This is a genomic window from Actinomadura spongiicola (genome assembly GCF_003432485.1).
GTDB classification, from domain to species: domain Bacteria; phylum Actinomycetota; class Actinomycetes; order Streptosporangiales; family Streptosporangiaceae; genus Spirillospora; species Spirillospora spongiicola.
This window is the reverse complement of record NZ_QVNQ01000010.1, coordinates 228,634-247,216: the sequence shown is the minus strand read 5'-3', so window position 1 is coordinate 247,216 and position 18,583 is coordinate 228,634. Positions and strand designations below refer to the sequence as shown.

Below are 18,583 nucleotides of genomic sequence, written 5' to 3'. Positions count from 1 at the left end.
ATGCCCGCACCGCAGATCACCGAGCCGCCCCCCGGCGCCGTCCGCGCGCCGGGCGGGCCGTGGTTCCCGGGAGTGACCGCCGACCCCAATGCCCGCCTGCGCCTGATCTGCTTCCCGCACGCGGGCGGAACCCCCTCGGTCTACCGTGACTGGCACGCGCACCTCGGCGCCCACGTGCAGATCGTGCCGGTGCTGCTACCCGGCCGCAGCTTCCGGCTCGGAGAACCGCCCCGCCACGAACTGGAGCCGCTGGCCGCCGACATCGCCACGGCCCTCCTCGCGGAGCGGCTCACGGACGGCTACGCGCTGTTCGGGCACAGCATGGGCGCGCTGCTCGCCTACGAGGTCGCCTGCGAGCTGCGCGCCCGTGGCGCGGACGAGCCCGTCCACCTATTCGTGTCCGGCAGCCGGGCACCCCACTTCTACGGCGTCGGAATGGGCGCGGAGCTGACCGACGAGTCGCTGCTCGACCTCGTCCGCGACCTCGGCGGTCTCACCGGCGCCGGCGTCGACCCGCGGGCGGGCGGCGCGCCGTTCGCCCGCCGGATGCCGGTCCTCCGAGCGGACCTCACCGCGTGCGAGACCTACCGATGGACGCCGCGCCGCCCACTCGACTGCCCGATCACGGCCATCTCCGCCGAGGGGGACCCGATCGCCCCGCCCGACCAGGTCGACGAGTGGCGGGAGTACACCTACGGCTCGACGCTGCGCAGGCACCTGCCGGGCGGCCACTTCTACCTGACCGGCCCCGAACGGCCGGCCCTCCTACGCGAACTCCACCGTGAACTGGAACGGCACGCCACAGGCTTCGCCGCGCCCCCCAAGCCCCGGAGGACTCTGCCATGAATGTCGCGACCCTGGCCAAACTGGCTCGGAGCCGGCAGGTTCCGTTGCTGGCGTCGCTCGCCCGGGGACTCGTCACGCCCGTGTACCGGGCGTCGTTCCTCGCTGCGGCCTCCGGCAACGGAGTGCTGCGACGCCTCGCCGTCCGCCCCTGCGACCTGGACACCCTCGCCAACGCGCTCGACGTCCGCGAGGACCGGGACGTCCTGCGCGCCTGGCTGGACATCGGCGTCCGGCTCGGCGAACTCGGATTCGACGACGGCTGCTACAAGCTGCGCGGCCGGGCCGCCAAGGCGCTCGGCCGTCCCCGCAACGACGCCATCGCCGCCGCGCTGGAGGAGGTCACCCGGTTCCACCTCCCGGTCCTGCTGGAGGCCCCGGCCATAGCGCGCGGCGGCAAGCGGCTGACCCTGCGCGACCAGGACGGCGCGGTCATCGCCCGCTCCACCCAGGTCATCCGGCCGTTCGTGGAGGAGGCCGTCGACCTCGTCGTGGAGCGGCACGAGCCGAGACGGCTGCTGGAGGTCGGGTGCGGCAGCGGCGTCTACGCCCGGCACGCCGCCCTGCTGAACCCGCGACTGACCGCGCTCGCGATCGACCTTCAGGACGACGTCGCCGCCGACGCCGCCGCGAACATGGCCGCCTGGGGCCTGGCCGACCGCGTCGAGGTCCGCCGGGCGGACGTCCGCGACCTCGACATGGAACCGGTCTTCGACCTCGTGACGATGCACAACAACATCTACTACTTCCCCACCGACGAGCGGGTGAAGGTGCTGGAGCGGGTCCGGTCGCTGCTCGCCCCCGGCGGCAGGCTGCTGCTCACCACCCCGTGCCGGGGCGGCCCCGTCGGCATGGAGGTGCTCGACCTGTGGTTCTCGTGCGCCGACTTCGGCGGCCCGCTGCCGGACGCCGCCGAACTCGTCGACCAGTTGCGAAGCGCGGGATTCACCGGCGTGCGGGAGCGCCGCCTCATCCCCGGCGGCGAGTTCCGCGCCTTCGTCGGCACCCACCGGGACCCGGAACACGGCACCGACGTTGAGGAGCTCATCTGATGTCGACCCCGACCTCCGCCGCACACGCGACCGCCACCGCGAACAGAGAGCTCGTCGTGCTCGGCGCGGGCGAACCCCCGCCCGCCGAACTGCTCGGCGGCAAGGCGCTCCGCCTGGACGAGCTCCTGCGCGCCGGCCTCCCGGTGCCGCCCGCGTTCTGCCTGACGACCGACCTGTTCGAGCGGTTCCTCAAAGAGACAGGACTGGACGCCCGCATCACCGGAACCGCCCCCGCCGAACTGCGGGAAAAGATCATGGCGACCGACATCCCCGCGAGCGTCGCGGGCGCCGTCCTGGACGCCTACGGGGATCTCGGCCGTCCGCGCGTCGCCGTCCGCTCCTCGGCGACCGCCGAGGACTCCGAGTCCCACTCCTTCGCGGGCCAGCACGACACCGTGCTCGACGTCGCCGGGGACGCCGCCCTGCTCGACGCCGTCAAGGTGTGCTGGGCGTCGCTGTGGACCGACCGCGCCGCCGCCTACCGCGACGCGGCGCACGCCGGGTCGATCGCCGTGGTCGTCCAGCAGATGGTGCACGCCGACACCGGCGGGGTGCTGTTCACCCGCGACCCGGTCAGCGGCCGTGACGACCGGTTCGTCGTGGAGGGCTGCTGGGGACTCGGAGAGGGCCTGGTGGCGGGCAAGGTCACCTCCGACTTCTTCCTCCTCGACCCCGACGGCCCGCAGGTCGTCGACCAGCAGATCCGGTACAAGGTCACCAAGTGCGCGCCGGTCGTGCCGGGGACGGTCGGGCTCGTCAAGGTGGACGCCGCCGCGCGCAACGTCCCGTGCCTGACACCCGACCAGCTCGCCGACCTGGCGGCGCTGGCGGTCCGGGTCCGTGACCATTACGGCGCCGAGCAGGACATCGAGTGGGCCATGCGCGACGGCACGCCGTACCTCCTCCAGAGCCGCCCGATCACGACCACACCCGTCCGCGACCGGCGGACGAGCCCCTACGTGGAACCCCAGCCCGACGCGATCCGCACGGGAACGCTGTGGTCCCGCATGGACATCGGCGAGATCTTCACCGGCGTGATGTCGCCGCTCGGCCAGTCGTTCGCGCAGTACTACCAGCACAACGTGCACCGCGGCTGCGCCCTGTCGACCGGCGTCCGCGACCCAGGCGACATGTCGCTGCACATGGGCTACCTGCAAGGGCACGTCTACCTGAACATCTCCTACACGTCCTACCTGCTGGGCCAGTGCCTCCCCACCCGGGACCAGAGCCGTTTCACCAGCCGTTTCGCCAGCGAGGAGGTGGATCTCGACACCTACGAGAACCCCTTCGGCACCTGGCCGGGCGGCCCACGCGAGGAGGCCCAGGCGGCCGCGTTCTGGCTGAAGACGTCCATCACGGAACTACGGACGATGAAGAAACGCGCCCGGCGAATGGTCCGGTCGCGGTTCTACGAGTTCGACCGAGCCCAGGGCATCGACCTGACCAGGCTCGACCGCCCGGAACTGAACGCGGAGCTGAAGCGGCGCCTCGCCTACTTCAATGACATGCACATCGGCTACATGCCGTACTACATGAACGCGTTCGGCTTCTACGGCGTCCTCGAAGCCCTCTGCGGCGCGTGGCTCGGCCAGGAGGGCGCCAGCCTCCGCAACCGCATCAAGACCGACATGTCCAGCCTGCGGACGGTCGAGTCGGCGCGCGAGATCTGGGCCCTCGCCCAGGTCGCCCGCCGCGACCCCCGCGTCATGGAGATCATCCGCGCCGGGTCCGCGCACGACGTGTCCACCCGGCTCCGCGCCGACGAGTCGGGACGCGCCTTCTGGGACGGCCACATGGTCCCGTTCCTGCGGGAGAACGGCACCCGGGGCCACCAGGAGATGGAACTGACCCACCCCCGCTGGATCGACGACCCGTCGTACGTGTTCCAGATGATCCGGCGGTACGCCGAAGAGGGCTTCTCCATCGACGAGGTCCTCGACCGCGCCCACGACCCCCGGGAGGACGAGGCCGCACAGGCGCTGAGCCGCCTGCCCGCGCCGAAGCGCCGCACGATCGAGAAGGTCATGTCCCTGTACGAGACGTGCAGCCGGCTGCGGGAACTCACCCGCATGTCGATGATCACCTCGATCTGGCTGGTGCGCCGCGTCGTCTACGAGGTCGGGCGCCGGCTCGTCGAGGCCGGGGTGCTGCGGTCGCTGGACGAGGTCGCCGACCTCGACTTCGCGGACGTCCTGGAGTACCTGTCCGGCGACCGCGATCCCCGCCGGGTGTTCTCCCGCGCGAAGCTGGAGGAGGCCCGGCGCACGTTCCGCGCGTACGCCCGGCTACCGGAACCGCCGCTCAGCTTCGTCGGCGAGTGGGACGTCACCCGCGCGGTCCGCCCGGCCCCGGACGGCGTCCGGCTGGAGGGCCTCGGGGCGAGTCCGGGCCGGATCGTCGGCCGGGCCCGGATCATCGAGGACCTCGTCTGGCAGGCCGACGAGTTCCAGGTCGGCGAGGTGCTGGTGACCCGGTTCACCGACGCCTCGTGGACACCGCTGTTCGCCATCGCCGGCGCGGTCGTCACCGACATCGGCTCGATGCTGTCGCACAGCTCGATCGTGTCCCGCGAGTTCCGCGTCCCCTCGGTGGTCAACAGCAAGCACGCCACCCAAATGATCAAGACCGGTGACCTCGTCATGGTGGACGGCGACCGCGGCGTGGTCGAGGTCGTCGAGACCGACGAAAGGAAGAACGGATGATCCCCAACCAGTGGTACGCCATCCTCCGGTCCGAGGACGTCGGCACGAGGCGGCCCACCGGAGCGCGGCGCCTCGGCATGGAGCTGGTCCTGTGGCGGGACACCGCCGGACGGCTCATCTGCCAGTCGGCGCGCTGCCCGCACAAGGGCGCGAACATGGCGGACGGCCGGCTGCGCGGCGACACCCTCGGCTGCCCGTACCACGACTTCCGTTTCGCCGCCGACGGCAGTTGCACCCTCGCGCCGTGCCTGGGCACGAACGGCCGGATCCCGAAGTCGATGCGGCTGGACACCTATCCCGTCCGGGAACGCCACGGGCTGATCTTCGTGTGGTGGGGGGACGACCGGAAGGACCTCCCCGAGATCCAGGTCCCGCGCGAGGTCGCCGACCGCTCCGACGTCCACGCCACGGGCGCCTGGCAGCAGCCCGTGCACTACACCCGCTACATCGAGAGCCTCCTGGACTTCTACCACGTGCCCGTCGTCCACCGGGACCACTGGTTCAACGTCCTGGACTACATCGGCTGGGCCGGCACCCCGAAGAAGCTCGGGCTGGACGGCCGCCGCCGCTACCTCGCGCTGACCAAGGTCGAGGACAGCCACCTGGAAGTGGACGGGATGACGCTGCGGCACTCGTTCCGGCTCGTCGGCGAGGGCGACCCGACGAACGAGGCGAGCATGACGGTCACCTTCACCTTCCCGGGGATGGTGCACATCCACGCCGAACCGTTCGACGTCACGGTCTGGATCACGCCCGTCGACGACGACAACACCCAGGTGTTGTTCCGCTGGTACGAGGACCCGCACATGGCGTCGGTGCTGCGGCTCCCGTCCCTGCGGCGGATCGTGCCGAAGCTCGCGCTGTTCGCGCAGAAGCGCGTCCAGGAGGTTCAGGACATGAACGTCGTCTCCCGGATCGAACCCCGGGTCAGCGGCCGGGGCGTCAACCGTTTCGTCGCGGTCGACGAGCTGAACGCCAAGTACGTGGTCATGCGGGACCAGTTGCGCAAGGAGGCGGGCATCTCCGAGAACGGTGCCGGTGGCAACGGAAAGGCTCCGACCCCCGGCGGCGCTCACCGGCCGGCCGAAGAGCCCGCCGCAGAGGACACGGCGAAGGTGTGACGGGCCCGTGCCAGAACCCATCGCCATCATCGGCATCGCGTGCCTGTACCCGGGGGCTCGCGGTGCCGGTGACTACTGGCGGCTTTGCGGGGACCCACCGGCGTCCGTCCCGTCCACGCTGGACGATGTGCGCGTCGACGTGGCGCGTTACCGCATCCCACCGGTGCAGCGGCGGTCGATGTCCCGAATGCAGGTACTCATGCTGGAGGCGGCCCGGCAATGCCTGACCGACGCCGGGTACACCGGGCGCCCGCTCGGCACCGACCGGACGGACGTCATCGCCGGGATCTGCTTCGGCCTCGACCGCCAGTACGCCAACGCCCTGCGCGTCGAAGGCTCCCGGTACGCCCGGGACCTGGAACACGAGGTGCCCGCGCTGTTCGGCGAGCACGCCCGTGAGACCGGGCGGCGCGCGGCGGACGAACTGCGGGTGCTGTTACCCGAGCGGCTCGGCGCGTCCCCGCACGATCGGGTCGGGGAGATGGCGAGCACGATCCCGGCCCGCATAGCCGGGGCGTTCCGCCTGCGCGGCCGGACCGTGACCTTGGAGTCGGCGGACGCGACGTCGTTCGCGGCGCTCGCCCACGCGGTCAACGCCCTGCGCGGGGACCGCTGCGACGCGGCGCTCGTGCTCACCGGACAACGCTGGGAGAGCCCGCTGTTCGCGGACGCGCTCGCCGCCAAGGGGCTACCCGCGGACGTCGCCGAGGGGGTCGGGGCGCTGCTGCTGAAACGGCGGTCGTCGGCCGTCCACGACGGGGACCGCGTCTACGCCTCGATCCTCGGCTGCGCCCTGGAGCACGACTCCCGGCCCGGGACGCTGCGCTACTCGACGTCCGTCGAACGCCGCCACCGTGTCGCCCGCGCCTGCCATGACGCGGCCGGGGTGGAGCCGCGGTCCGTCCGCTACGTGGAACGCGCGGCGAGCGGCCCACCCGCCGCCGCGAAGGCCGAGTTGGACGCGCTCGACCACCTCTTCGAGGGCGCCCCGCCCCGCTCGGTGACGCTCGGCACGCCCGGGACGTTCCCCGGCCGCACCTTCGCCAACGCCGGCCTCGCCGGTGTCGCCAAGGCCGCCCTGGCCCTCTACCACCGCCGCCTCCCCCCACATCAACCGACCACGGACGCCGAAGCGCCGCACGGCACGACCTTCCGATCCGCCCGGACGCTTGAGCCCTGGCCCGCCGAACCCGGCGGGGAACCGCGCCGCGCCGCCGTCTGCGGAGCCTCACTGACGGGCGCGCTCTGCCATCTTCTCCTGGAAGAACACGACTCACGCGGACCGAAGACATCGACCGCGGGACGACCATCACGCGGAACCGTTGACACGACCCACCCCGAACCGATCGCCGTGATCGGTTACGGCGGACGCTTCGCCGACGCGCCCGACGCCGCAGGCTTCTGGCGGGTCGTGCACTCCGGCGTGGACCGCATCGAACCCCTGCCGGACGCCGTCCTCGACCGTGAGCTGTACCACCGCGCGAACGACGCCAGCCTCACCCACTGCTACACCGACCTCGGCGCCTACATGGCGGCGCCCGACGAACCCCCGGACGGCCTGCGCATCACCCCACGCCGGTACAAGGCCATGGACGCCGTCCAGCGGGTGGCCCTGGCGGTGGCCGCCGAGACGCTCACCCGCCACGGACGCGCCGACGACCTGACCGGACATCGCGGCATGGTGGCGATCGGAAGCAACCTCGGCCTCACCCGAACCCGGCGGCTCAACGCCGACCGCCAGGCAACCGACTTGGACGCGATCGCCGCCGGCCTTCCCGCCCTGGCGCCCCTCTCCGACCGCGCCCGCGCCCGGCTCCTCGACCGCGTCCGGGCCCGCTTCCGCACATCCGAAGACCCGCTGACGCCCGTGGACCTGGACGGCTGCCTGGCGGGCGGCGTAGCCGCGCTGATCGCCGGTGAGTTCCGTTTGTCGGCCGTGCCCGTCGCGGTCGAGGCGGCCTGCGCGTCGTCGCTCGCGGCCCTCGACGTCGCGGTCGGCGCGCTGCGGTCCGGGGACGTCGACTTCGCCCTCGCCGGTGGCGCCGAGATCACGTGCAACCCGCGTGACCTGGTGCTGTGCTCGGCTCTCGGGCTCCTGTCGCACACCAGGATCACCCCGTTCGACACCGCCGCCGACGGGTTCAGCCCCGGCGACGGCTGCGCGCTGTTCCTGCTGAAACGCCTGTCCGACGCGGTCCGGGACGGCGACCCGATCTTCGGCCTGCTGCGCGGCGTCGGAGGTTCCAACGACGCCAGATCGCTGATCGCGCCGGACGTCGACGGCCAGGTCCGCGCGATGCGGCAGGCGTTCGAGCAGGTCGAGTTCGACCCGTCCGCCGTGGACTACCTGGAGGCGCACGGAACCGGCACCCGGGTCGGCGACCGGGCGGAGATCTCCGCGACGGTCGAGGTGTACGCGAAACCGGGCCGCCCCCGACCACTGGTGATCGGCTCGGCGAAGTCGTTCTTCGGCCACACCTTCGCAGCCGCAGGCGCCGCAGGCCTGCTCAAAGCACTACTGAGCATGCGCGCCCGCACGTTCCCGCCCAACGCGAACCTGCGCACGCCCGCCGCCGACCTCCCGCTGGACGACATCCCGGCCCGCCTGCCGACCGCACCCGAGCCCTGGCCCGCCGTGCCGGGACGGCCCCGCCGGGCCGGGGTCAGCTCGTTCGGCACCGGCGGCATCAACTATCACCTGCTCGTCGAGGAGTACGAGGACGGATCCGGATGAACCTTCGACTCACTCCCGAACTCACCGAGATGCGCGAGACGGTACTCGCCTTCGCCCGCCGCGACCTGGCGCCGGAACAGGGCGGCGACGCGGCCGGCGCCGACCGCTTCCGCGCACGCTGGCGCCTCGCCGGCAGGCAGGGCCTGACCGGCGCCACGGTTCCGGCCGAGTACGGCGGCAGCGGCCTGGACGCCGAGTCCGCCGCGATCCTGATGGAGGCCCTCGGCGAGGGGTGCACCGACACCGGTTTCGCCTTCTCCGTCGCGGCGCACCTGTTCGCCTGCCTGATGCCGATCGTGGAGTTCGGCACCGACGACCAGAAGCGGCGCTGGCTGCCCGGCCTGTGCTCGGGCGAGCGGATCGCCGCCCACGGCGTCACCGAACCCGGCGCCGGGTCCGACTCCCTGAACCTGTCCACCCGGGCGGAGCGCAAGGACGACCATTACGTCCTGGACGGCAGCAAGTGCTTCACGACGAACGCCCCCGTCGCGGACGTCTTCATCGTCCAGGCCGCCACCCGTCCCGCCGCAGGCTTCTTCGGCCTGACTTCTTTCATCGTGGACGCGGCGACACCGGGCCTGAGAGTGGGCCGCCCCTACGAGAAGACCGGCCTGCGCGGATCCCCGACCGCAGACGTCTACTTCGAGAACTGCATCGTCCCCGCTGAGAGCGTCCTCGGCGCGGAGGGATCCGGCGCCACGGTCTTCACCGGGTCGATGAAATGGGAGCGCACCTGCCTGTTCGCCATCTACCTGGGCGCGATGCGCCGCGTCCTGAACGACACCCTCGCGTTCGCCGCCGAACGTGAACAGTTCGGATCCCCCATCGGACAGTTCCAGGCGGTCAGCCACCGCATAGTCGACATGGTGCTGAGCCTGGAGTCGGCGCGGCTGCTGCTCCTCGACGCGGCCCGCCGCCTCGCCGCCGGTGAGGACTGCGACGTCCCGTCGGCGCTGGCGAAGCTGGCGGTGAGCGAGGCAGCGGTCAAGCTCGGCCTCGACGCCGTCCAGGTGCGCGGCTCCGGCGGCGTGCTGGAGGGCGACGTGGGCGCCCTCCTCCGGGACGCGCTCCCGGCGCGCATCTTCTCCGGTACCAACGAGATCCAGAAGAACAACATCGCCCGCGCCCTGGGCATCGGCCGCCGCCGACCCGCCCGGCGCTGAGAGGACGGCCACCGTGGAGATCATCGTGCACGCCATCTGCTTGTATCCGGGCACCGATCCCGCCGAGTTCGAGGCGTGGGTACGGAACGTCGACTACGCGTCCTGCCCCGAACTGCCGAGCGTGCTGGGCTTCGACGTGCTGCGCGTGTCCGGCGACGAGCCGGGACGCTACGCCGAGGTGATCCGGGTGAGCAGCGTCCCCGACTTCGAACGGGACATGCGCACGGAGGCGTTCCAACGGCTCGTCGCCGACTTCTCGAAGATGGCCGAGGTGATCGACGAGACCTCCGGCGAGCGACTCGACCCCGGGTACGCGCGGAGCTGACCCCCTCCCGGCGTTGAGACGGCGGCTGGACTCGCTCAACGAAAGGACGAGTCCGGCCGCTCCGGCGTCGGCGGCGTTGAGACCAGAATGGCCCACTGGTGGATAGCGGAATGGACGCTGCTCTGTAAGACTTGTTCACTGAACAGTTGTTCGGTCTTTACGGGGAGTTTCTGGGTGACGGGGTGATAAATGATCACTCCCCGCACACCGTCATGCCAAGAATGCGTTTTCGTCTGACGCAGAGGGTCATAATGGCTGTTGATTCATGGGGAAAGAAATCGGATCTGGGGACCGGTTCGATCCGGGGTAACGGTATGGGCGTCGATCTGCTCGGCACGGTCTGCGTCGTCGCCCAGGGAAGGCGCACCGAACTGCGGGCCGGCAAGGTGCGCGCCATGCTCGCCACACTCGCCCTGGAGGCCGGACGGACGGTCTCCCACGACGAACTCACCGAAGAACTATGGCCGGGGGAGATTCTCCGGAATCCCCGCAACGCCCTCCAGGCGCACGCGACCCGGATCAGAAGAGTCCTCGGCCGCTGCGCGACGGACGCCGGCGCCGAACTGCCGCTGCGCGCCGTCTACAACGGCTACGTCCTGGACATCCCCCGCGCTTTCGTGGACGGCAACCGTTTCCTCGACCTCACCGCGCGGGCGGGCGCGCAGCTCGCCGGCGACCCGGAACAGGCGTGTGAACTGTTACAGGCCGCCCTCGCGCTGTGGAGCGGCCCGGCGCTGCTGCACACCCGGGCCGGTCGGCGGTGCCGGGGCGCCGCGGCGCTCCTGGAGGAGCGGCGGCTCGCCGCCTGGGAGGACCTGGTGAGCGCCCACCTGCTGCTCGGCGAGGAACGGCAGGCCATCGCCGAGATGCAGCGGCTCGTGGCGTCCCACCCCACCCGGGAGTCGCTGTGCGAGCTGCTGATGCTCGCGCTCTACCGAGGGGGCCGGCAGTCGGAGGCCATGCACCTGTTCCACCGGACGCGGATGAGGCTGGACGAGGAACTCGGCGTCCAGCCCGGCAGGTCCCTGCGGCGCATGTACGGGCGCATCCTCGGCCAGCATCCGACGCTGGAGTCGTCGGACGCGGTGCTGAGGTTCCGCCGGGAGACGGCCGCGGCGGGCTGATCCGCGACGTTCCCACCCGTCGTTGGAACGCGTCAGTCGCTCGTCAGCGGCCCGTCAGCGGCACGGTCAGCGGCGGCCAGCAGGGTGGGAACCGTCCAGACAGCCCGGCGATCCGGCAGGAGGTGTCCCGATGGGGACCGCGATCGTGACAGGGGTCGGCGGCTGGCTTCCACCGCGGGCGGTGGGGAACGACGAGCTCGCGGAGCGGCTCGACAGCTCCGACGAGTGGATCCGCACCCGCACCGGGGTGCGCCGCCGGCACTTCGCGTCCCCGGGCATGGCCGTCTCCGACCTCGCGGTCGAGGCCGGCGCCCGCGCGCTGAAGTCCGCGGGCGGCGGCCCGGCCGACGCGGTGGTCCTCGCGACCACCACCCCGGACCGTCCGTGCCCGGCGACGGCGCCCGACGTCGCCACCCGGCTCGGGCTGTGGTCCGCGGCGGCGTTCGACGTCGCGGCGGTGTGCAGCGGCTTCGTCTACGGGCTCGCCGCCGGCGCCGGGCTGATCAGCGCCGGCATCGCGAGCCGGGTACTCGTGATCGGCGCCGACGCGTTCTCCGCCATCCTCGACCCGGACGACCGGACCACCTCGGTCATCTTCGGGGACGGCGCGGGCGCGGTGGTGCTGCGCTCCGGCGACCCCGGCGAGCCCGGCGCTCTCGGGCCGTTCGACCTCGGCAGCGACGGCGGCGGCGCCGACCTCATCACCGTCCGCGCGGGCGGCTCACGGCAGCGGCTGTCCGGCGCCGAACCCGACCCGCGCGACCAGTACTTCACCATGGCCGGGAAGTCGGTGTTCTGGCGCGCCGTCCAGCAGATGGCCCAATCATCAGAGACGGCACTGAACCGGGCCGGTTGGCGGCCGGAGGACCTTGACCACCTGGTCTGCCACCAGGCCAACCAACGGATCATCGACCATCTCGCCGACGAGCTCGGCCTGCCCCGGGAACGGGCGCTGAGCAACATCGCCGAGGTGGGCAACACCGCCGCCGCGTCGATCCCCCTCGTGCTCGACCAGGCCCACACGGCCGGGACGCTCCGCCCCGGCGACCGCGTGCTGCTGACCGCGTTCGGTGGCGGGCTCACATGGGGGTCGGTCACCCTCCAATGGCCGCGGCTCGACGGCCCCACAACCGACGACACCCGAACAGGAGGAACGGAATGAGGGGCCCGCAGACCGCCGCCGCTCGCGCCGACATCGCCGTCACCGGAATCGGCCTGGTCACCGCCGCGGGCATCGGAACGTCCGAGACCTGGGACGGCGTGTGCGCGGCCCGCTCGGCCGCGGCCACCAACCCCGAGCTGGCGGACCTGCCCGTCGACTTCTCCTGCGTCGTGCCCGGCTTCTCGCCCGCCGAGCATGTCGGCCGCCGCAGCTCCCTCACCCACGACCGGCACGCCCAGCTCGCGTTCCCCGCCGCCCGGGAGGCGGTCGCGGACGCCGGGCTCGACCCGTCCACCTGGGACGGCGCGCGGGTCGCGATCGTCGTCGGCAACGGCGCCGGCGGCTACCATTCGTCGACCCGGCAGCACGAACGGCTGCTGAACCAGGGCCCGCAGGCGGTGTCGGCGCTGCTGATCCCGCTGATCGCGCCGAACATGGTCGCCGGTCACCTCGCCATGGAGTTCGGCGCGACCGGCCCGAACTTCGTCACCGCGACCGCGTGCGCGTCCGGCGCCACCGCGATCGGCGTCGCGATGCGCCTGCTGGAGCGCGGCGACTGCGACGTCGTCCTCGCCGGCGGCACCGAGGCCCCGGTCAACCCGCTGCTGGTCACCGGGTTCACACAGATGGGCGCCCTGTCCCGCAGGGTCGCCGACCCCGCCGCGGCGTCCCGCCCGTTCGACGCCGACCGGGACGGCTTCGTCATCGGCGAGGGCAGCGGCATCCTCGTCCTGGAACGCGCGGCCGACGCGCGGGCCCGGGGCGCGCGGATCCGCGCCCGCCTCGCCGGGTACGGGGCCTCCGCCGACGCGCACCACATGACCGCGCCCGACCCCGAGGGCACCCACGTCGAACGCGCGGTGCTGGCCGCCCTCGCCGAGGCCGGAGCGACACCCGGCGACGTCGACCATGTCAACGCGCACGGCACCTCCACACCGCTCAACGACTCGGCGGAGGCCGGTGTCATCGACCGGCTCTTCGGCGGGAAACCCGCCGTGACGTCCGCCAAGGGCGTCCTCGGGCACACACTCGGCGCCGCGGGCGCGATCGAAGCGGCACTCACCGTCCTCTCGATCGAGAACGCCCTCGTGCCGCCGACCGCCAACCACGAACTGCCCGGCCCGGGCATCGACATCGACGTCGTGGCCGGTGAACCCCGCAAACGCGACATCGACGTCGCGGTCAGCCACTCGTTCGGGTTCGGCGGGCAGAACGCCGTCCTCGTCTTCACCGGTGCCGACCGGCACCGCAGCCAGATTCAACCGCTCGCACAAGGGAGAACAGCATGAGCCTTCGCCGTGTCTTCGGCATCGTCGCCCTCTTGACCGTGGTCGCCCTGGTCGTCCGCCTGAAGGCGGGACGCGGCGCCGACGACGGTTCCGCCGGGGAAGCCTGAGGCCGCGCCATGTCGTTCGCCGTTCCGGACGGGGAGCTGAGACGGCTGGAGTGCGAGGTCCAGCGGGCGCTGGCCACCACCGACGACTCCGCCCTCGACGTCCTCGGCTACGGGGAGGTCACGCTCGTCCTCCGGCTCCACACCGACGCGGGGTCGTTCGCCTGCAAACGCCTGCCGGTCTTCCCGACCCGGGCGAGGTTCGACCGGTACCGCGCGCTGCTGGACGCCTACCTGGCCCGGCTCGGCGAACGTGGCCTGACGGTGGCCGACACGAGGTTATGGCACCACACGCGGCCCTCGGGCCGCGTCGTGGCCTACTGCGTGCAGCAAGAACTGCCAGGTGAACGCCTGTGCTCGAAACTGCTGCACACCGAGGGCGAGGAGTGGGCGCGCGGCTTCTTCAAGAGGTTCCTCGACACGGTCGACCGTGCCGTCGCGCCCGACCTCGGATTGGACGCGCAGGCGTCCAACTGGACCGACGTCGGCGGCGACCTGGTGTACCTCGACGTCACCACGCCACTCATGCGGGACGGCCGCGCCCGGGAACTACTGGACGTGAAGCTGTTCTTCACCTCGCTGCCGTGGGCGCTGCGCGACGTCGTCCGCGTCACCATGTCCAAGTCGATCTTCGACAAGTTCTACTCGACCCGCGGGGTGGTGCTGGACTTCCTCGGCAACCTGCACAAGGAGGGCCTCGGCGACCTGGTCCCCGGCTTCCTCGACCAGGCCGCCGAACGCCTGGACACCCCCCTCACCGAGGCGGAGGTGGCCGCGTACTACCGGGAGGACGCGCGGATGTGGGAGCTGATCCAGCGGCTGCGGAAGGCCGACCGGTTCTGGCACAACCGGATCCGGCGCCGGACGTACCCGTTCCTGCTCCCGCCCGACATCGACCGCTGAGCCCTGTCACTCGGAGGGACCGATGACCTCGCGCACCACGGCCCTGGCGTTCTCCGACGTCCTGCACGGCGCGTTGGACGTCGCCGTGCTCAGCCCGTCGTCCCACAACTGCCAGCCCTGGTGCGTCGCGTTGCTGGAAAGCGGGCCGGCGCGCCGGGCGGCGGCAACGGTCCTCGGCGGGCCACGGACGGAACCGGAGCCCAAGAGCGCGTTCCTCGTGCTCGCCATCGACCGCGAACGTCGCCTCGGCGCCCTGCCCGCCCACGCCCTCGAAATGGGACTGAGCTGCGGCCTGTACTGGCGTCTCCTCCAACGAGCCCTTGACGCACAAGGATGGACGCTCGCCCGTTCCGAGGCGTCACCCCAGGCGGCGGCCCTCTTCGACGTGTGGCTCCCGGACACCTGGGAGCCGCTGTGCGTCGCCGAGTTCCGTCCGGGCGGCGAGCCGTCCGAGACACTAGGCGACCTCCGCGCCCTCGCACGGCGCCGCCACACCAACCGGGCCCCGTTCGACTCCACCCCGGTGGACGGGGAACTGCTCACCGACCTGGCCCGCCGCGCCCGGCAACGGGACGAGGGAAGGCTGCCGGTCGTCGTCCGGCACCTGTGCTCCTGGCCGGACCGCCACCGTTTCGCCCGCTTCGTCGCCCGCCACGGCGGCCGGGACTTCGCCCACGACGACGCGTGGCGTGAGACGCACTCGTACATCCGCTGGAGCGTCGACGCGGCGTCGGCGCGCGGCGACGGTTTCGCCCTCGACCACCTGTTCGGCCCGCTCCCACCGCACGACCGGTGGCTCAGACGCCTCGCCCTGGCCCCGGCCGCGATGACCGCGCTGAGCCGCGTCGGCTACCCGCGCTTCCTAGCCGGTCAACTCGCGGCGGTCGTCCAACAGTCACCGGTCGTCGTCCTGATGAGCCTGCCGGTCAAGGACCCCGATCCGCCCGAGACGCTGTCGGCGGCCGCGGCCCTCGCCGACTACTGGCTGGACGTCACCCGTGCCGGCCTGGTGCTCCACCCGATCAGCATCGTGATCCAGCACGAGGACGTGCGCCGCGCCCTTCAACGCACGTTCGCGACACCCGGACGCGTGTTCTTCGTGGCGCGACTCGGCCGTCCGTCCGCCCTGTTCCCCGCTTCACCACGCCGCCCCGCCACAGCCGCGTTCCGAACCCTGTAAGGCGCCCGCCCGTCGCCGAATCCATCAGTTCCCCGACCCGCTCCGGTAGGCGTCGGCGCTCATCTCCGCCCAGCGCGCCGCGCTCTCGGGGTCGAGCGGATCCCGGCCGAGGAGCCTGCGGAGATGGTGCCGCAGCAACAGGACGCCCAACTGGTTGACGGTGAGCCACGCCGCGCGGAGCGTCCTGTCCTTCTCGGAGAGTGAGGCGTCGAGCCGGGCGAGGTTCAGCTCGTGCCAGCGCCGGAACGTCCGATGGCCCCCCTGGTCGTCGCTCATCAGCTGCCTGCACAGGTAGTCCGTCAGCGGCGAGTCCACGGGGAGGAACCCGACCAGCAGCCGGGGCAGGAAGTCGTCGTCGCCGGGGCCGGCCGCCTCGTCCGGCCCCGGGTGCGCGACGTTCTCCGCGAACCGCTGTAACGCGGCGGTGGTGCGCTCGTTCACGGCCTCGCGAAGCCCCGCCTTACCGCCGAAATGATGGATGACCAGGCTCGGTGAGACGTCCGCCGCCGCCGCGACCTGGCGGAGGCTGACATTGTCGGGGCCGTTCGCGGCGTAGAGCCGCAGCGCCTCGTCACAGATCACCGTTCGTGCCTGTCTGGCCGATGAACGCATCCAGCACCTTCCGAGGGATGGACGGTGCGGGCGCCCCGGGGGCTGGGCGCCCGCACCTCGCGGAAAATGGCTCAGGGGCTGTCGTGCCCGCCGGCGAGCGAAGGGCCGCCCGCGCGGGCCTCCCCGGGCTGGGGTGCTCGCCCGCCGAGCCTGCGGGGCAGCCACCAGTTCCAGTCACCGAAGAGCTTCATCATGGCCGGGACGAGCACCAGCCGGACGAGGGTCGCGTCCAACGCGATGGCGACGGACAGGGCGAGGCCGAACTCCTTCAACTCCAGGGTCCCGGCGGTGAGGAACCCGCCGAACACCGCCACCATGATCGCTGCGGCGGCGGCGATGGGACGGGCCGTGTGCTCGATCCCGACCGCGACGGCGGTCGCGTTGTCGTGCCCGTCGTCCCACGCCTCCCGCATCCGCCGGATCAGGAAGACCTCGTAGTCCATCGACAGGCCGAACAGCAGGACGAACACGGTGATCGGCAGGTACACCTGCAAGAACCCGGTGCTCTCGAAGCCCAGCAGCCCCTCGCCGTACCCGTGTTGGAAGACCGCGACCGTGAGGCCCACCGCCGCGCCCGTGGCGAGCAGGTTCATCAAGATCGCCTTGATGGGCAGCACGATGCTGCGGAACACCACGATCAGGAACAGCAGGGACAGGGTGAGCACCAGCGCCATGACGTAGGGGAGCTTGTCCGTCGTCTCCTCGGACAAGTCAACGAACGTGGCCGTGGCACCGCCCACCAACACCTGCTGCCCCGCCGCCTGCGGTGCGATCTCGCTCCTGATATCTCTGACGAGGTCTTCGGCGGCACTGGAGTCGATCGGCACGGCGGGGACGGCGTTGACCAGCATCCGCCCGGAGCCGGGCATGACCTCGACGTTCGCGACCCGGCGGTCCTGGCCGACGAGGGTCGCCACCTTCCCGGCGGCCTGCCGCCCGGCGGCGTCGAGCGGCCCACCGTCCGGCCCGGTCACGACGATCTGCACCGGTGAGACCGCCCCGGGGCTGAAGGAGCGTTCGAGGACCGCCTGCGCCTTCGCGGTCGGACGGCCTTCCAGCGACGCGGTACCGAGGTCGATGCCGTACTTCAGACTCGTCACAGGCAGCGCCGCGACGACCAGGATCGCGATGGAGACCGCCCCGAACAGGATGGGCCGCCGCATCACCAGATGAGCCCAACGGGCCCACGGGCTGCGCCCGGTGTCGGCCCCGGGCCGGACGTCCGCCGGACGCCACCGCTCGGGCAGCGACCAGGCGTCGACGCGCGGCCCGAGCGCCGCGAGGACGGCGGGCAGCAGGGTCAGCGCGGCGGCGAGGGTGCAGATCACCGAGAGCAGCACACCCGTGGAAATCTCCCGGAAGACCGGGGCCTCCATGATGAACAGCGAGCACACCGAGATGGCGACGACGACTCCGGAGAACAGGATCGTCCGCCCGGACGTCGCGATCGCGGCACCGGCGGCCTCCGCGACAGCGTCGGGCCGCCGCTCCCCGCCCCGGACGACGCCGCGCTTGGCGAGTTCCTCCCGGAACCGGCTGACGATGAACATCGAGTAGTCGATGCCGATCCCCGTGCCGATCATCGTGACGATCGTGAGCAGGAAGATGTCGAAGGTGAACTGGAACGACAGCAGGTACATGATGCCGAACGTGAGGATCAGCCCCGCCGCCGCCAGCAGCAACGGCAGAGCCGCGGCGGCGACCGCCCCGAACGCGAGCACCATCACCACGAACGCGATCGGCATGCCGACCGACTCGGCGCGCTCGGAGTCGGCGCTCTGCACGACCGTCTGGTCGTTGGTGATCGGGGAGTAGCCGGTCAGATAGGCGGACACCCCGTTCCCGTCGACCTTGTCGATGGCGTCCTGCAAGTCGGCGGCCCGGTTGGGTCTCTGCCGTGCGTCGCCCGCGAGCCCGACGACCGCCAGGGCGGCGCGCCCGTCGGGGGACACCTGCCCCCTGGCCTGCGGGTCGAACGGGCTGATGACGGTGACGACACCGGTCTCCTGGCGGGCCTGCGCCACGACCTTCTGCACGGTCGCCTTCTGCGCCGGGTCGCTGATCTTCCCCTGCCTACTGTCGAAGACGATGACGTCCTGCTCGTCGCCCTGACCGACGAAGTAGCGATCCACCAGTTCCGAGGCCTGCGTGGACTGCGCGCCGTCCACACCGTAGTTGGGCGCCTTCAGCTGCTTGAAAAGAAACGGAAAGCTGACCGCGCACGCGACCAGCAGCACAACCCAAACACCGATCACCGGTCGCCGGTGCT

At 71.8% G+C, this 18,583-nt stretch carries 14 protein-coding genes; 12 read left to right on the top strand and 2 right to left on the bottom strand.

The genetic code is table 11. The annotated features are described in order from the left end of the window. The 12 genes from D0T12_RS28750 to D0T12_RS28695 all read left to right on the top strand — a co-directional run bounded on the left by D0T12_RS28750 (position 1) and on the right by D0T12_RS28695 (position 15,702). Positions 1–846, top strand: a complete 846-nt coding sequence (locus tag D0T12_RS28750) for a thioesterase II family protein (RefSeq protein ID WP_117403404.1) — start codon at positions 1–3, stop codon at positions 844–846. Beyond that, entirely contained in the window at positions 843–1,895 is a 1,053-nt protein-coding gene (locus D0T12_RS28745; RefSeq protein ID WP_117403402.1) for an SAM-dependent methyltransferase, read from the top strand. Before D0T12_RS28750 ends, D0T12_RS28745 begins: the two co-directional genes overlap by 4 nt. Beyond that, positions 1,895–4,597 carry a PEP/pyruvate-binding domain-containing protein gene (locus tag D0T12_RS28740; protein WP_117403400.1) on the top strand — a complete coding sequence of 901 codons (2,703 nt, stop codon included), beginning with the start codon at positions 1,895–1,897 and terminating at the stop codon, positions 4,595–4,597. The genes D0T12_RS28745 and D0T12_RS28740 overlap by 1 nt, the downstream gene beginning before the upstream one ends. Continuing rightward, positions 4,594–5,718: an aromatic ring-hydroxylating oxygenase subunit alpha gene (locus tag D0T12_RS28735; protein ID WP_117403398.1), complete on the top strand. Its 1,125-nt coding sequence runs from the start codon at positions 4,594–4,596 to the stop codon at positions 5,716–5,718. Before D0T12_RS28740 ends, D0T12_RS28735 begins: the two co-directional genes overlap by 4 nt. A gap of 7 nt (positions 5,719–5,725) precedes the next feature. Then, positions 5,726–8,452, top strand: a complete 2,727-nt coding sequence (locus tag D0T12_RS28730) for a beta-ketoacyl [acyl carrier protein] synthase domain-containing protein (protein WP_117403396.1) — start codon at positions 5,726–5,728, stop codon at positions 8,450–8,452. Next, positions 8,449–9,615 (top strand): L-prolyl-[peptidyl-carrier protein] dehydrogenase, encoded by a 1,167-nt coding sequence (gene redW / locus D0T12_RS28725; RefSeq protein ID WP_117403394.1) that lies wholly within the window; start codon positions 8,449–8,451, stop codon positions 9,613–9,615. Before D0T12_RS28730 ends, redW begins: the two co-directional genes overlap by 4 nt. 13 nt (positions 9,616–9,628) lie before the next feature. Further along, the gene (locus tag D0T12_RS28720) at positions 9,629–9,940 is read left to right on the top strand and encodes a RedY protein (protein ID WP_117403393.1); all 312 of its coding nucleotides are present in this window, start codon (positions 9,629–9,631) and stop codon (positions 9,938–9,940) included. Positions 9,941–10,254: 314 nt separating this feature from the next. Further along, entirely contained in the window at positions 10,255–11,064 is an 810-nt protein-coding gene (locus tag D0T12_RS28715) for an AfsR/SARP family transcriptional regulator (RefSeq protein ID WP_199487756.1), read from the top strand. Between the two features lie 130 nt (positions 11,065–11,194). After that, a complete protein-coding gene (locus D0T12_RS28710; RefSeq protein ID WP_117403392.1) occupies positions 11,195–12,226 on the top strand; it encodes a beta-ketoacyl-ACP synthase III in 1,032 nt (343 codons plus the stop codon). Further along, on the top strand, positions 12,223–13,515 hold the full coding sequence (locus D0T12_RS28705) for a beta-ketoacyl-[acyl-carrier-protein] synthase family protein (protein ID WP_117403391.1): 1,293 nt from the start codon (positions 12,223–12,225) through the stop codon (positions 13,513–13,515). Before D0T12_RS28710 ends, D0T12_RS28705 begins: the two co-directional genes overlap by 4 nt. Before the next feature lie 116 nt (positions 13,516–13,631). Further along, positions 13,632–14,522 (top strand): DUF6206 family protein, encoded by an 891-nt coding sequence (locus D0T12_RS28700; protein WP_117403390.1) that lies wholly within the window; start codon positions 13,632–13,634, stop codon positions 14,520–14,522. 22 nt (positions 14,523–14,544) lie between these two features. Next, the gene (locus D0T12_RS28695; protein ID WP_117403389.1) at positions 14,545–15,702 is read left to right on the top strand and encodes a RedV protein; all 1,158 of its coding nucleotides are present in this window, start codon (positions 14,545–14,547) and stop codon (positions 15,700–15,702) included. A 24-nt stretch (positions 15,703–15,726) separates the two neighbouring features. Here the strand turns inward: D0T12_RS28695 and D0T12_RS28690 are convergent, their stop codons facing one another. Continuing rightward, complete coding sequence (locus D0T12_RS28690; protein WP_117403388.1) at positions 15,727–16,314, bottom strand: TetR/AcrR family transcriptional regulator; 588 nt, start codon at positions 16,312–16,314, stop codon at positions 15,727–15,729. 71 nt (positions 16,315–16,385) lie between these two features. Next, positions 16,386–18,569, bottom strand: a complete 2,184-nt coding sequence (locus D0T12_RS28685) for an MMPL family transporter (protein ID WP_199487755.1) — start codon at positions 18,567–18,569, stop codon at positions 16,386–16,388. Positions 18,570–18,583: the final 14 nt, after the last annotated feature.

Bases quoted from the DNA above. Each gene is read 5' to 3' on its own strand.
- D0T12_RS28710 (WP_117403392.1), top strand. From the start codon at position 11,195: ATGGGGACCGCGATCGTGACAGGGGTCGGCGGCTGGCTTCCACCGCGG.
- D0T12_RS28705 (WP_117403391.1), top strand. From the start codon at position 12,223: ATGAGGGGCCCGCAGACCGCCGCCGCTCGCGCCGACATCGCCGTCACC.
- D0T12_RS28745 (WP_117403402.1), top strand. From the start codon at position 843: ATGAATGTCGCGACCCTGGCCAAACTGGCTCGGAGCCGGCAGGTTCCG.
- D0T12_RS28740 (WP_117403400.1), top strand. From the start codon at position 1,895: ATGTCGACCCCGACCTCCGCCGCACACGCGACCGCCACCGCGAACAGA.
- D0T12_RS28735 (WP_117403398.1), top strand. From the start codon at position 4,594: ATGATCCCCAACCAGTGGTACGCCATCCTCCGGTCCGAGGACGTCGGC.
- D0T12_RS28695 (WP_117403389.1), top strand. From the start codon at position 14,545: ATGACCTCGCGCACCACGGCCCTGGCGTTCTCCGACGTCCTGCACGGC.
- D0T12_RS28690 (WP_117403388.1), bottom strand. From the start codon at position 16,314: ATGCGTTCATCGGCCAGACAGGCACGAACGGTGATCTGTGACGAGGCG.
- D0T12_RS28715 (WP_199487756.1), top strand. From the start codon at position 10,255: ATGGGCGTCGATCTGCTCGGCACGGTCTGCGTCGTCGCCCAGGGAAGG.
- redW (WP_117403394.1), top strand. From the start codon at position 8,449: ATGAACCTTCGACTCACTCCCGAACTCACCGAGATGCGCGAGACGGTA.
- D0T12_RS28750 (WP_117403404.1), top strand. From the start codon at position 1: ATGCCCGCACCGCAGATCACCGAGCCGCCCCCCGGCGCCGTCCGCGCG.
- D0T12_RS28700 (WP_117403390.1), top strand. From the start codon at position 13,632: ATGTCGTTCGCCGTTCCGGACGGGGAGCTGAGACGGCTGGAGTGCGAG.